Below are 12,929 nucleotides of genomic sequence, written 5' to 3'. Positions count from 1 at the left end.
ATTGTCATATCATAAGGAAGAGAGGGCATTATTCATATGAAAGCTACAGGAATTGTCCGCCGAATCGACGACTTAGGCCGCGTCGTAATACCAAAAGAAATCCGCAGAACCCTTCGTATCCGTGAAGGAGATCCGCTCGAGATTTTCGTCGACCGTGACGGGGAAGTCATCTTAAAGAAATATTCTCCAATCAATGAGCTTGGAGATTTTGCAAAGGAATATGCAGAAAGCCTTGCTGAAAGTTCAGGTCATACTGTGCTGATTGCGGACCGTGATACGTATATCGCTGTAGCTGGCGGCTCGAAAAAGGATTATTTGAACAAGAGCGTAGGAAAAGTGGTAGAAAACGCAATGAGCGACAGAAAAACCTTGGTTGAGATGAACGGGGCTGACGCGGAACTCATTGATAATGTAAAAGAAAATACCGCTCATATCGTCGCGCCGATCGTAGCTGGCGGCGACCCAATAGGGGCAGTCGTCATGGTGGCAAAGGAAGGCAAGAAAATCTCAGAGCTCGAGCAAAAACTCTCTGAAACAGCAGCAGGCTTCCTCGCCCGCCAGATGGAACAATAATAAAAAGGCTGATTCGAAGGACATGAAAGATGGCCTGGTGATCAGCCTTTTTTGATTGGTTAATTTGGGTTGGGGGTCCGGTACTGGTGGTGTTTATTTTTGGACATGTTTGGGTAAAAAACATTTTCTTCGAAGTAATATGCTGGAGTCGCGAGAGTGTTTTGGATTTTCTTTTTGTGTCGGCTCTTTCTTAAAAGATTGTTGCTTTTGAAAAAGGTTCTGCCGAATTGCCCATGAGGAATAATGCTTCAACGCCTTTTCAATGAGATATTTTTATTCATTTGCTTTAGCTGACATTTTCATCACATTCTTAATCAGCTTTGAATACTTCACTGAAAGTTGGTTGGAGTGTAAGGTGCCGACTCCTGCGGGATGAGTGAGACAGGTGAGACCTTCCAATGGCGCATGCGACGGAAGGGCTCACCGCTCACCCCGCGGAAAGCGTGCGCCTGAAACGGAGATCAACCGCTTCTCTGAATCCTTAAAAGCACCATAGTTTACGAAATCAGCCTTATGTTATAATACGTTGAAAAATGTTGTGTTATTAGGGGTAATGACTTTGGATAATGTTAATCGTTCGCTTTGGCGGGGGGCTCTTTTGCTTACTGCGGCGGGTCTTGTTGTGAAGATTCTCAGTGCGGTCTATCGTATTCCTTATCAGAATATAGCGGGCGATCTTGGTTTTTATGTTTTTCAGCAGGTTTATCCGTTTTATGCTATCGCAGCGGCGATTGCTTTTACTGGATATCCGATGGCGTTTTCTAGGGTTGTTTCTGTACATAGAGGAAGTGCGAAAGAGAAGGATGTAATCGCTACCTCGTTTTGGTCTGTTTGTGCACTTGGAGGACTGACGTTTATCCTCCTTTTTTCTTCCGCGCCGCGTTTAGCTTTATGGATGGGAGATCCGGCACTATCTGATCCGCTCAGGGTGATAAGCTTCTTGTTTCTGGTTATTCCGTTTACCGCGTTTTACCGCGGATATTTTCAAGGCATGGGTGAGATGGTTTCAACAGCGGTAACTCAAATTATCGAACAGATTGTGCGGGTGAGCGGGATACTGATTGTTTCGTACGTGCTGGTGAAGGCAGGGAGCTCAGCTTACGAAACAGGAACTGGCGCGCTGGCAGGGTCTTTGTCTGGAGCGGTTATTTCATCCATATTGCTTTACCGTTATTTTAAAACAAGCAGCACTCATAAATTGAGGCGTACGTTTTCATTTTCGTTCAGTGTTTTAAAGGAGCTTTTGCGAGGGAGCATTTACTTGTCGCTCAGTGCGATGGTCCTCGTTCTTATGCAGATGGCAGATGCGTTCAGCTTTGTAAACCTGCTGACAGAAAACGGGTACCGCGAACTGCCGGCACGTGAACTTAAAGGAATCTTCGACCGCGGTCAGCCGCTTCTTCAGCTTGGCACCGTGCTTGCTGCGTCTCTTGCGCTTGCCCTTGTTCCTGAGGTGTCTGCGCTTTATACAGCGAAAGAACACGAAAAGGTCCGCAGTCTATGCCGCCTTTCTTTAAAAATAAGCATTTCTTTCGGTGCAGCGGCCGCTTTGGGGCTTGCTGTTATAATGGAACCAGTGAATATGATGCTGTTTAAAAACAGCGACGGTTCTATCGAGCTGTCAGTTTTGTCACTTTCGGTTCTGTTTGCATCAGTCATTTTTACGGCTACAGGATTACTCCAAGGTCTCGGTCTTTACCGGTCAGCTGGAATCGCCGTGGTGGCGGGAGTCTTTTTAAAAGTTGTGCTGAACGTTTGGCTCATTCCGATCTGGGGCATGATGGGAGCGGGTATAGCAACTGTTATCGCAACAGGGGCTACGGCATTTATTCAGATTTTTTTATTGCAAAGAAAAACCGCTGTCTTTACGTGGCGCAGCTGGGGATTGGACATACTGAAGCTCACAGCGGCATTAGTTCTTATGCTGCTTGCAGCAATCCTCGCAATGGAAGGGCTGACCGCTTTAACGGGCTTGAATCACAGACTCGAAGCTTCAGCGGCGGCAATCCTCTCAGCTATAATAGGAGCGGGAACATTTTTTGCAGCATTGCTTGCAGCAAAATATTTGCGCAATGAAAACATGGAGTCTATACTCGAGGCTGTTCCTAAAGCACGCAAATGGGCAGACTCATGGAATAAAAGGAGACAGAGATGGCAGGGAAAATAACGATTATCGGACTTGGAGCCGGGGATTTGTCGCAGATGACCCTGGGCATTTATGAAACGATCATGAAAGCAGGAAGCTTGCTCGTACGTACTGATGATCATCCGGCAGTGCAGGAGCTCCGGGACAGAGGGATTTCTATAGATTCGTATGACAGTGTTTACGAAAAACACGATTCTTTTGAGCCTGTATACGAAGAAATAGCGGCGGACCTCCGCCAAAGATCAGCTGACGGAGATGTTCTTTATGCCGTGCCAGGCCACCCGCTTGTCGCCGAACAGACGGTCCAGCTTCTGCTTCATCAGTCACCAGGCATTGAGATTGATGTGCTTGGAGGAAAAAGCTTTTTGGATGAGATGTACACGGCTCTCCGAATCGACCCAATAGAAGGCTGTCAGATTCTGGACGGAACGGCGCTTGTTAAAGAAACCATTCAAATCCGGAGCCATCTTATTATTGTACAGGTATATGATGCGTATATCGCTTCAGACGTAAAGCTGACACTTATGGAAAAATACAGCGACGATCACACCGTTTATGTCGTAACGGCAGCAGGCAGTGCGAGTGAAAAAATCACGGCTACTCCGCTCTATGAGCTCGATCAAGCTGTGGAACTGAATAACCTTACTGCGCTTTATATTCCGCCCGTCAAAAAGGAAGAGCAGATGTACCGCGACTTCGACTTTCTGCGCGGCGTAATCGCAGCACTCAGAGCACCAGGGGGCTGCCCATGGGATCAGAAACAGACACACTCATCGCTTAAAAAGTACTTGATCGAAGAAGCGTATGAGGTGCTCGAGGCGATCGACGAGGAAGATGACGACCATCTTGCAGAAGAGCTTGGCGATGTGCTGCTTCAGGTGCTGCTGCACGCTCAAATCGGGGAAGAGGAAGGGTATTTCTCTATCGATGATGTGATCGAAAACACCGCTTCTAAAATGATCCGCAGGCATCCTCATGTGTTCGGCACGGCAGATGCTAAAGATGCTGACGAAGTGCTGGCGAACTGGGAAGAAATTAAAAAGCAGGAAAAAGGAAAAGAAACGAGAGAATCTCTGCTCGACGGCATCTCTAAAGGTCTCCCTTCTCTCATGAAGGCATTTTCGCTGCAAAAGAAAGCGGCGAAAGTAGGATTTGACTGGCCAGATGAACAGCCGGTATGGGATAAAATTTCAGAAGAGCTTCAGGAATTTAAAGAGGCAGCAAGCGATGATGAGCGCTTGAAGGAGATGGGCGATATTTTATTCGCAGTCGTCAATCTTGCCAGGTTCAACGGAATCGATCCTGAGGAAGCTCTGCAAGCGACAAACCGAAAATTTTTCAACCGATTCCGTTTTATTGAAAATGAACTTGAAAAGGCAGGAAAAACGCCGGAAGACTCGGATTTGCAGGAAATGGACGATTTATGGAACAAAGCGAAAGAAATTTATTGAAGATAAGAAGGAATCTATTAAAAAATAGAGAATTATGTTCCGAGAATCAGTTGAAACCCTTAATTTTCAACGGTTTAACACGAATCATTTGATAGAAACTAAAGGAGGTCTTTTAAAATGAACAAAAATGAACTAGTAACAAATATCTCAGAGAAGTCTGGTCTTACAAAGAAAGATGTAGAAGCCGTAGTAAATGGTGTGATCGACGAAATTACAGCTGCACTTAAAGATGGCGACAAAGTACAATTTGTCGGATTCGGCACATTCGAAACACGCGAGCGCGCTAGCCGCACTGGACGCAACCCGCAAACAGGAAAAGAAATCACGATTCCTGCTTCAACGGTTCCAGCATTCAAAGCGGGCAACAAGCTGAAAGAAGCTGTTAAGTAATCATGCGTCTTGATAAGTTTCTGAAGGTTTCCCGCCTCATCAAACGCAGAACCGTGGCGAAGGAAATCTCAGATCAGGGCCGTATCGCCATCAACGGTACGACAGCGAAAGCCTCCTCCGACGTAAAAGTGGGAGATGAGCTTGCAATCCGCTTCGGTCAGAAGATGGTTAAAGTTCGTATCAACGAACTAAAAGAAACGACCCGCAAGGAAGATGCCGAGGGCATGTATTCCGTCATCAGTGAAGAAAGCATTAAAACGGCTGAATAAAAGAACAAAACAGGGGGTCCGGTACACACAGTACCGGACCCCCTGTTTGTTTTAAGCAGCCATAAATGACAAAATTTTATCTCGCATACCACCAATGCTGGTGAACAGCACATAAGTCCCCTTCAAAGTTTTGATTACCACTCTATCAGTATTGCCATACGGGTTTCCAATCCTAATCGCTGACTTTTCTTCTCCAGCATATGTATCATCATTTACCACATCTGTTATATCTGATAATGGTATCTCGATTTTGGATAATTGCCACTTGATAAGAAGATGTTCACCTTTTTTAGCCACTTTAATCTCGAATAACTCCATTACTGACCACCTCACACATTCTATATCATACAACTTTTAACATAAATTGTAAGTCTCCTAATTAACATATAGGAACGGCTGCTTTCTAAAGATAGTTCATTTTGTTAAAAAAGTTCAGTAGAATTGCCGCTGTAGTGTAAGCTTCAATGTCAAATCCATCAGAGATGTTGATTTTAGGTTCGAATGCTATGGCTGGCATATTCACCACATGCGCTTGCTTGATCATCTTGAATCCATCATTGATAAAGTTGATCGGAGTGTAAGGTGCCGACTCCTGCGGGACAAGCGGTCAGGTGAGACACTCAATGGCGCGTAGCGGCGAGTGGCTCACCGCCTGCCCCGCGGAAAGCGTGCGCCTGAAACGGAGATCAACTTCTTCTCTGATTTCTTTAAAAGCGACAAAGTTTTACGAAATTTAATATGACACCAGGCTTGTTCTAACCTCCACCCTTGTCTCATATAAATGTACGGACAAGAGGAGGGAAGCGGATGAACCAATATTATGAATACGGATCTTCCGGGCAGAAAGACAGCCTGCCGGGCCATGATGTGAAAATGATTGGCAGAAAGACCCTTGAGATAACTGGGGTCAAGCATGTGGAATCATTTGATAACGAAGAGTTCCTGCTCGAGACATCGATGGGCTTTCTTGCTATTAGGGGCAGCAATCTGAAAATGAAAAATCTGAATGTAGAGTCGGGCATGGTTGCAATCGAGGGGAAGATTTTTGACCTCGTGTACTTAGACCAGCAGCAGGGCGGCGAAAAGACTAAAGGATTTTTCAGCAAGCTATTCAAATGACGCTGACAGTGCAGTTTCAGACGATCCTCAGCATGGTTGCGATGGGCATCTGGATCGGCATGGCCATGGATACTTACGGGCGCTTTCTGCATGAAAAAAAGAAATGGAATTGGTTTCATTTTATCAATGACTTTCTTTTCTGGGTGCTGCAGGCGCTTCTTGTATTCTATGTGCTGCTGCAGGTCAATCATGCTGAAGTCCGCTTTTATATATTCCTTGCCCTTCTGTGCGGGTTTTCAGCTTACAAAGCCCTTTTAGAAAAGACGTATAAACGGATACTCGAGCGGACGATTCAAATAGTGGCCGCAGTGCTTCGTTTTATTAAGAGGCTGCTGGAAGTTTTAGTGGTCAACCCGATCAAGTGGATATTCACCTTGCTGCTTGCAATTATTATGTGGGCTTTGAATATGGTATGGCGCATCGCTTTCTCGCTGCTTAAAATTATTTTTCTCCCCTTTAAATGGACAGGGCTGCTGATATGGAGTTTCATTCCGAAGCAAACATGGTATACTTTTAAAGATAAAGTGTCCAAGAAAGCAGGGTTTCTGCGTTCGGCATGGAATAAAGCAGTAACATGGTTCAAAAAGTAATAAAACCCTTGGAAGGGGGGAAAAGATGATCCAGCGTCCGAAAAAGATAACGGAGATTCATTCGGGGTATGTTCAGGAACAAGAGCTTCAGCAGAAAGTGCTGGCAAAACGTAAACGCGGCCTTTACCGGCGCCTGACGGTGTTTTTGACGGTATTCTCTTTCCTCGCCTTTTTTGTTGTATCAACGATAGCAAGCCAGCTTTCCACGATTGATGAGCAAAAACAGGAAGAAAAGGAATTGCAGCAAGAACTCAAAACAGTCCGGAAAGAAAAGGAACAACTTAAGGATGAAGTGAATAAACTAAATGATGTGGAATACATCGGAGAAATTTTGCGTCGAGACTTCTTTATGTCCAAACCGGGAGAGACAATCTTTAAGCTTCCGGAATCTAAGTCGGATTGACACAACAATTTTTTCGAATGTATAATAAAATGGATTGAAATTACTTAAGGAGGAGCATTTTTTGCATGTCAATTGAAGTAGGCAGCAAGCTGCAGGGGAAGGTTACAGGAATTACTCATTTTGGGGCGTTTGTTGAGCTGCCAGGGGGTACTACCGGACTTGTTCATATTAGTGAAGTAGCGGACAATTATGTGAAAGACATCAACGATCATTTAAAAGTTGGTGACCAAGTCGAAGTAAAAGTCATGAATATCGAGAAGGACGGTAAGATCGGCTTATCGATAAAAAAGGCAAAAGAAAACGCAGCTCCAACCCACAGCCATCGCGGCGGTGGCGGCGGCGGAGGATTCCAAAAATCCCGCAGACCAAATAACCGCGGCGGACATCAGCCAACAGCGTTGACGTTTGAGGATAAAGTAAGCAAGTTCCTCAAAGACAGCGAAGACCGCTTGTCCACGCTAAAGCGCCAGACAGAATCAAAACGCGGCGGACGCGGCGCACGCCGAGGGTAATTTGCTGTTCTAAACATTGCAATGCTCATACCATATTGAAAGCTCCGGGATTTTGCCCGGGGCTTTATGTTTTATTTGGGACACTATAAAAAAGATGAGGCGGATTTGTATGGTAATCTTCCTGTGTATCCTTTTAATGGGCGTGATGCTGTCTCTCCGAAGCTACGCTCTGCGGCTGGCAGAAGAACGGCGGCGAAAGGAAAGCTCGCATGTTGTCTGTCCGAAATGCAATAAAGAGGTAGAAAGACTCAACTCGACTCCTTATTGCACCAAGTGCTATATTTTCTTTTAAGACCTTTTAAATTATCAGAATACATTTTTATTTTAAGAGTTATTGACAGTATTCGACGTATCTAGTAATATACTACTTGTGTCTTTTACATATGGCGGTGTAGCTCAGCTGGCTAGAGCGTACGGTTCATACCCGTGAGGTCGTGGGTTCGACTCCCTCCGCCGCTACCATATTTTTAAAGACAACGGCCCATTGGTCAAGCGGTTAAGACACCGCCCTTTCACGGCGGTAACACGGGTTCGAATCCCGTATGGGTCACCATTACATAAACACACATTCAAGCATCTCCTGATGGAGGTGCTTTTTTATGTTTAAATTTAAGGATTTTTTCATTAAGAGCAACTATTCGGTAAATAAAGAAGAAAAACAAGGTGGGAGTTAGCCAGAAACCGGTTATCTCCTTTGATATTGGAATGAAGCTATCAAGAAGAACTTATTCTAAGGATTTGCGGGTCTAAACGGGAAATTGCGGGTCTAATTTAAGTGGTTACGGGTCGAACTCTAGATTTACGGGTCAAAATCCAAATTTACGGGTCTAGCTAAATAAACCGGTCAGTGTATAACCAATTTTTTATTTTTCTAAACAAAACAAATTTCACCCTAAATCCCTAAATTAAAGTTATGAATCACGTCACAAAAAAACGATATATGGATAATAACCTCGTATTTCCCTGCTTTTTTACCTTCACCGCTCCTCTTTTCGTGTCTCCCTAACGATATTGCGAGAATTCGTCGAGAAGTTTTTGGAATACCCATTCTTGTTTTGACAAAATATTCAAATGCCGCCGCGTTATAATCGAAAGCACAATACAACGAAACGGGTGGTGTGGGGGATGTGGCAGAAGCTCGAACAGGAAGTGTTGGAACCAATTCGGGGAATGGCGTGGATTGAAAGGTCTCAAACAGCAGCGTACCAGACAGGCAGAAAATGGCTCAATCTCGTGAGCCGGATCTTTTTGAACTGGCGCATTTTGCTGTTTGGAATCGGCTTTTTGCTTGGACGGGCTCTCATATTATCAGAGCTGGCTCCGTTCGCGCTGCCATTTGCAGCTGCTGTTTTTGTATTAAAAAAAGAACGGACAGGTATTGCTGTGCTGGCTGTGCTGGCAGGAACGTTTTCACATAAACCAGCGAACGCAATTTTTATCCTCGCAGGTTTAATCATTTATGCGATTTTACAGAAAGCGGGGGATCGGTTCATTAAAAACAGGCTTGGGATGCTGCCGATCTTGGTGTTCATTTCGAGCATCGGGGCGAGGATGGCCCTCACCTCGATTACGGGAACGATTGAACAGAGCGATGTGATGACAGGATTAGTAGAGGCGGGATTAAGTCTCGTTCTGACCCTAATCTTCCTGCAGAGCATACCGCTATTAACGATGAAACGGGTTCCGCAGTCATTAAAAAACGAAGAGATTGTCTGTCTGATGATCTTGCTTGCATCTGTTATGACTGGAACGATCGGATGGGTCATGTATGGCTTATCTGTGGAACATATTGTTTCAAGATATCTTGTCTTGATGTTTGCTTTTACCGGCGGAGCAGCGATTGGCTCCACAGTCGGCGTTGTGACCGGCCTTATCTTGAGCCTTGCTCAAGTTGCCAGCTTGTATCAGATGAGTCTGCTGGCGTTTTCAGGTTTGCTTGGTGGATTGCTGAAAGAAGGGAAGAAGATCGGCGTTGGCCTAGGGCTTCTTATCGCCACTGTCATGATCGGGCTCTATGGAGAAGGAAAAGAAGCCCTTTTTCCCGCAGTCCTCGAATCACTTGCGGCGGTCGCTCTGTTTTTAATCACTCCAAAGGCGGCCATTTCAACGATATCAAAATATATCCCGGGATCAAGGGAGTATTCGAATGAACAGCAGCAATATGTAAAAAAGGTGCGCGATGTGACCGCAAACCGAGTAGAGCAGTTCTCCTCTCTGTTTCAGGCGCTGTCTCATTCCTTTACGAGTGCAGGCATGCAGGCTCAAGAAGAAGACGGAACGCGTGAGGTTGATCTGTTCTTAAGCAATATTACGGAAAAAACATGCCAGACTTGCTTCAAAAAAGAGCATTGCTGGGCAGCGAATTTTAATAAAACGTATGATTATATGAACCAGATCATGACCGAACAGGAAATGTATGAAGAAATCCGCGACAGGAAACTGAAGCGGGAGTGGGAGGTTCACTGCATCAAGCATAAAAAGGTGAGCGACCTGATCCTTCAGGAGCTTTCGCAGTTCAAAGCGAGCCAGAAGCTGAAGCAGCAGGTGCAGGAAAGCAGGCGTCTCGTGGCCGATCAGCTTATGGGCGTTTCGCAGGTAATGGGCAATTTCGCGAAGGAAATTCAGCGCGAACAGGAGAACCATCAAATTCAGGAAGAACAGATTAAAGACACCTTATATAATGCGGGCATCAACATCGCTCATATTGAAGTGTACAGCCTTGAAGCATCTAACGTTGATATCGAACTGAGCATTCCGTACTGCGGAGGCGGCGGTGTTGGGGAGAAAATCATCGCGCCGTTATTATCGGATATTTTGGAAGAGACGATCCTCGTCGCAAAAGAAGAGTGCGCTAATTTCCCGAACGGCTATTGCTATATCACGTTCCGATCAGCTAAAGAGTATGTGGTCGAAACAGGTATCGCATCGGCTGCAAAAGGCGGTGCGTGGCTCTCTGGCGACAGCCACTCGATGATTGAACTCGGCGGAGGTAAATTTGCTGTTGCGATCGCAGATGGGATGGGCAACGGCGAGAGAGCGTTCCAGGAAAGCAATGAAACACTGCAGCTGCTGCGAAAAATTCTACAGTCAGGCATTGATGAAGAGGTTGCGATCAAGTCCGTTAACTCGATACTGTCACTCCGCACGACAGATGAAATCTTCTCTACACTTGATCTTGCGATGGTCGATCTGCAGGATGCATCGGTAAAATTCCTAAAGATCGGTTCTACTCCTAGCTTTGTGAAGCGCGCCGATCAGGTTCATATGATCAAAGCGAGCAACCTGCCGATGGGCATCATTGATGACTTTGACGTTGAAGTCGTGAGCGAACAGCTGAAAGCAGGAGATTTCCTCATCATGATGAGTGACGGTATTTACGAAGGACCGAAGCATATTGAAAACATCGATGCATGGCTGAAGCGGAAAATCCGCGAGATGGAAACGGAAGATCCTCAGGAAATTGCGGATCTGCTTATGGAGGAAGTGGTGAGGACAGGCCATAACCAGATCGAGGATGATATGACGGTCGTTGTCATCAAAATCAACCGCAACACGCCAAAGTGGTCGGTCATCCCGCATTATCCGAAAATCAACATTAATCGAAAGCATGCGAACTAGAGGGAAAAAGCGGTCTCCGCTTTTTCTCTCTTTTTTTGCACCGTCAGCAAGTATAGAAAAACGTTTGAATGACAAGGATGGTGATAAGAAATCTATTGGTGAAAGGGGAAATGATGATGCGTAAAAAAGGAACACTTCGTCAGATTCTGCTTATAACGGACGGATGCTCAAATCAGGGGAGCGATCCGGTCGCGATGGCGGCACTCGCCAGCGAGCAGGGAATCACGGTCAATGTAATCGGTGTTTTGAATGAAAACATGCCAGAGTATCATAGACAAGGATTAAAAGAGGTAGAAGAAATCGCTTCAGCTGGCGGAGGAATCAGCCAGATCGTGTATACGAAGCAGCTTTCCCAGACTGTTCAGATGGTTACGAGAAAAGCGATGACACAGACGATACAGGGTGTAGTGAACGGCGAGCTGCAGCAAATATTAGGCGGGAAAAGCACACTCGATGACCTTCCTCCTGATAAAAGAGGAGAAGTGATGGAGGTCGTCGATGAACTCGGTGAGACAATGGACCTTGAGGTGCTGCTGCTGATTGATGCTTCAGGAAGTATGGAAGATAAGATGGCGACAGTCCAGGAGTCTCTGCTGGATCTGTCCATCTCTTTGAATTCTAGAATAGGAGATAACCAGTTTGCTGTCTGTGTTTTCCCAGGAAAGAAATATGACGCGGAGCTGCTCATGGATTGGTCAAGCAGGCTTGAATCGGTTACGAAAATGCTGAGCCAAGTAGAACTTGGGGGCATCACACCGACCGGACCGGCGATCAAGGAAGCGATATCCATTTTCCAGAGCCGCCGCTCAAAGAGAGGACTGCTTTCCCGTGATGATGAACCAAGGGATGGATATTTCAAAGAATCCGGTATGTAATTTAGTCAGAGGTGAAAGAATTAGAGGCAAGTGGCACCATAACGAGTATGCCATCAGAAGGCTGCTCGGGTACGGTGCGACAGGTGCTGTTTATCTAGCCGACAGTGCGCGAGGTTCTGTTGCGCTGAAAATCGGCCATGACAGTATGTCGATCACTTCAGAAGTAAACGTGCTGAAGCATTTTTCAAGGGTCCAGGGTATTGTCCTCGGGCCCTCTTTAATCGATGTGGACGACTGGAACAGTACGAGCGGCCGTTATCCTTTTTATGTGATGGATTATTTAAAGGGCGAGAATGTGTTCGAGTTTTTAGACAGAAACGGGCCGGAGTGGTTCGGAATCATCATACTTCAGCTGCTGAACAGCCTGCAGAAACTGCATGAAGCGGGTTGGGCGTTTGGAGACCTGAAGCCTGACAACCTTCTCGTGACAGGACCGCCGTACAAGATCAGATGGATTGACGTCGGAGGGACCACCCAGCTTGGAAGGTCGATAAAAGAATACACCGAGTTTTTTGACAGAGGTTATTGGGGGCTGGGCTCAAGAGTAGCAGAGCCATCCTACGACCTTTTTTCTGCTGCGATGATCATGATCAACAGTGCGTACCCGGCACGGTTTCAAAAGAAAGCTGAGCCTTCGCGGCAGCTTTTTGAAGCGGTGCGAAAATCGGGTAAGCTGCAGCCTTACGAGAGTATAATCAAAAAAGCGCTGCAAGGAAAATATAAGAGTGCGGAAGAGATGAAGCATGATCTGCTTTTGCTGCTGCACCATGACAGGCAGCCGGCACCTTCTCAGAAATCCCCGCCTGTCAAAAAGCCTGCTGCAAGCACCGCAAAACCTTCTCCTCAGCAAACGACCAGGCAGGTGAGAAGGCAGAAGAAAAAAAGCTGGGCGTTTGAGACCGTCCTGTTATTTACGTTTTTTTCTATTCTTTATCTTTTTTATATGATCGGACAGACGATGTAAGCGAACTGAAGCCCGAGTT

At 45.9% G+C, this 12,929-nt stretch carries 14 protein-coding genes and 2 tRNA genes; 15 read left to right on the top strand and 1 reads right to left on the bottom strand.

Annotated features, from left to right (window positions below):
• Positions 1–36: 36 nt before the first annotated feature.
• The 5 genes from spoVT to CGZ90_RS14515 all read left to right on the top strand — a co-directional run bounded on the left by spoVT (position 37) and on the right by CGZ90_RS14515 (position 4,829).
• Positions 37–573, top strand: coding sequence for a stage V sporulation protein T (gene spoVT / locus CGZ90_RS14535; protein ID WP_094253253.1), 537 nt, complete (start codon positions 37–39; stop codon positions 571–573).
• Between the two features lie 559 nt (positions 574–1,132).
• A complete protein-coding gene (locus tag CGZ90_RS14530) occupies positions 1,133–2,740 on the top strand; it encodes a polysaccharide biosynthesis protein (protein ID WP_165766867.1) in 1,608 nt (535 codons plus the stop codon).
• The gene (gene yabN, locus CGZ90_RS14525; protein WP_094253251.1) at positions 2,725–4,170 is read left to right on the top strand and encodes a bifunctional methyltransferase/pyrophosphohydrolase YabN; all 1,446 of its coding nucleotides are present in this window, start codon (positions 2,725–2,727) and stop codon (positions 4,168–4,170) included. The genes CGZ90_RS14530 and yabN overlap by 16 nt, the downstream gene beginning before the upstream one ends.
• 117 nt (positions 4,171–4,287) lie before the next feature.
• Positions 4,288–4,560, top strand: coding sequence for an HU family DNA-binding protein (locus CGZ90_RS14520; protein ID WP_094253250.1), 273 nt, complete (start codon positions 4,288–4,290; stop codon positions 4,558–4,560).
• A gap of 2 nt (positions 4,561–4,562) precedes the next feature.
• Positions 4,563–4,829, top strand: coding sequence for an RNA-binding S4 domain-containing protein (locus tag CGZ90_RS14515; protein ID WP_094253249.1), 267 nt, complete (start codon positions 4,563–4,565; stop codon positions 4,827–4,829).
• 51 nt (positions 4,830–4,880) lie between these two features.
• Here CGZ90_RS14515 and CGZ90_RS14510 read toward each other — a convergent pair whose 3' ends face one another.
• Positions 4,881–5,147, bottom strand: a complete 267-nt coding sequence (locus tag CGZ90_RS14510) for a SunI/YnzG family protein (protein WP_094253248.1) — start codon at positions 5,145–5,147, stop codon at positions 4,881–4,883.
• Positions 5,148–5,636: 489 nt separating this feature from the next.
• Between CGZ90_RS14510 and yabP the strand changes: the two genes are divergently transcribed.
• From yabP to CGZ90_RS14465, 10 genes are all read left to right on the top strand, one after another.
• Positions 5,637–5,948, top strand: a complete 312-nt coding sequence (gene yabP, locus CGZ90_RS14505) for a sporulation protein YabP (protein ID WP_094253247.1) — start codon at positions 5,637–5,639, stop codon at positions 5,946–5,948.
• Positions 5,945–6,538 (top strand): spore cortex biosynthesis protein YabQ, encoded by a 594-nt coding sequence (gene yabQ / locus CGZ90_RS14500; RefSeq protein ID WP_094253246.1) that lies wholly within the window; start codon positions 5,945–5,947, stop codon positions 6,536–6,538. The genes yabP and yabQ overlap by 4 nt, the downstream gene beginning before the upstream one ends.
• Before the next feature lie 25 nt (positions 6,539–6,563).
• Complete coding sequence (locus tag CGZ90_RS14495) at positions 6,564–6,941, top strand: FtsB family cell division protein (RefSeq protein WP_094253245.1); 378 nt, start codon at positions 6,564–6,566, stop codon at positions 6,939–6,941.
• A 65-nt stretch (positions 6,942–7,006) separates the two neighbouring features.
• Positions 7,007–7,453: a S1 domain-containing RNA-binding protein gene (locus CGZ90_RS14490; RefSeq protein WP_094253244.1), complete on the top strand. Its 447-nt coding sequence runs from the start codon at positions 7,007–7,009 to the stop codon at positions 7,451–7,453.
• A gap of 109 nt (positions 7,454–7,562) precedes the next feature.
• Positions 7,563–7,745 carry a hypothetical protein gene (locus CGZ90_RS20505; RefSeq protein WP_133063601.1) on the top strand — a complete coding sequence of 61 codons (183 nt, stop codon included), beginning with the start codon at positions 7,563–7,565 and terminating at the stop codon, positions 7,743–7,745.
• 93 nt (positions 7,746–7,838) lie between these two features.
• Positions 7,839–7,915, top strand: a tRNA-Met gene (locus CGZ90_RS14485).
• Between the two features lie 16 nt (positions 7,916–7,931).
• Positions 7,932–8,006: transfer RNA gene (locus tag CGZ90_RS14480), tRNA-Glu, on the top strand.
• 572 nt (positions 8,007–8,578) lie between these two features.
• Positions 8,579–11,071 (top strand): stage II sporulation protein E, encoded by a 2,493-nt coding sequence (gene spoIIE, locus CGZ90_RS14475; protein WP_094253243.1) that lies wholly within the window; start codon positions 8,579–8,581, stop codon positions 11,069–11,071.
• 77 nt (positions 11,072–11,148) lie between these two features.
• Entirely contained in the window at positions 11,149–11,946 is a 798-nt protein-coding gene (locus tag CGZ90_RS14470) for a vWA domain-containing protein (RefSeq protein WP_338032248.1), read from the top strand.
• Positions 11,903–12,910: a protein kinase domain-containing protein gene (locus tag CGZ90_RS14465; RefSeq protein ID WP_094253241.1), complete on the top strand. Its 1,008-nt coding sequence runs from the start codon at positions 11,903–11,905 to the stop codon at positions 12,908–12,910. The genes CGZ90_RS14470 and CGZ90_RS14465 overlap by 44 nt, the downstream gene beginning before the upstream one ends.
• Positions 12,911–12,929: the final 19 nt, after the last annotated feature.

This window comes from Fictibacillus aquaticus, from assembly GCF_002245695.1.
GTDB classification, from domain to species: Bacteria; Bacillota; Bacilli; order Bacillales; family Fictibacillaceae; genus Fictibacillus; species Fictibacillus aquaticus.
Note: the sequence above shows the minus strand (reverse complement) of the source record. Positions and strands in the feature narration are given on the sequence as shown.

Excerpts from the sequence above, each read along its gene's own strand:
- spoVT (WP_094253253.1), top strand. The coding sequence starts at position 37 with ATGAAAGCTACAGGAATTGTCCGCCGAATCGACGACTTAGGCCGCGTC.
- yabN (WP_094253251.1), top strand. The coding sequence starts at position 2,725 with ATGGCAGGGAAAATAACGATTATCGGACTTGGAGCCGGGGATTTGTCG.
- CGZ90_RS14520 (WP_094253250.1), top strand. The coding sequence starts at position 4,288 with ATGAACAAAAATGAACTAGTAACAAATATCTCAGAGAAGTCTGGTCTT.
- CGZ90_RS14515 (WP_094253249.1), top strand. The coding sequence starts at position 4,563 with ATGCGTCTTGATAAGTTTCTGAAGGTTTCCCGCCTCATCAAACGCAGA.
- CGZ90_RS14510 (WP_094253248.1), bottom strand. The coding sequence starts at position 5,147 with ATGGAGTTATTCGAGATTAAAGTGGCTAAAAAAGGTGAACATCTTCTT.
- yabP (WP_094253247.1), top strand. The coding sequence starts at position 5,637 with ATGAACCAATATTATGAATACGGATCTTCCGGGCAGAAAGACAGCCTG.
- yabQ (WP_094253246.1), top strand. The coding sequence starts at position 5,945 with ATGACGCTGACAGTGCAGTTTCAGACGATCCTCAGCATGGTTGCGATG.
- CGZ90_RS14495 (WP_094253245.1), top strand. The coding sequence starts at position 6,564 with ATGATCCAGCGTCCGAAAAAGATAACGGAGATTCATTCGGGGTATGTT.
- CGZ90_RS14490 (WP_094253244.1), top strand. The coding sequence starts at position 7,007 with ATGTCAATTGAAGTAGGCAGCAAGCTGCAGGGGAAGGTTACAGGAATT.
- CGZ90_RS20505 (WP_133063601.1), top strand. The coding sequence starts at position 7,563 with ATGGTAATCTTCCTGTGTATCCTTTTAATGGGCGTGATGCTGTCTCTC.
- spoIIE (WP_094253243.1), top strand. The coding sequence starts at position 8,579 with ATGTGGCAGAAGCTCGAACAGGAAGTGTTGGAACCAATTCGGGGAATG.
- CGZ90_RS14470 (WP_338032248.1), top strand. The coding sequence starts at position 11,149 with ATGGTGATAAGAAATCTATTGGTGAAAGGGGAAATGATGATGCGTAAA.
- CGZ90_RS14465 (WP_094253241.1), top strand. The coding sequence starts at position 11,903 with ATGATGAACCAAGGGATGGATATTTCAAAGAATCCGGTATGTAATTTA.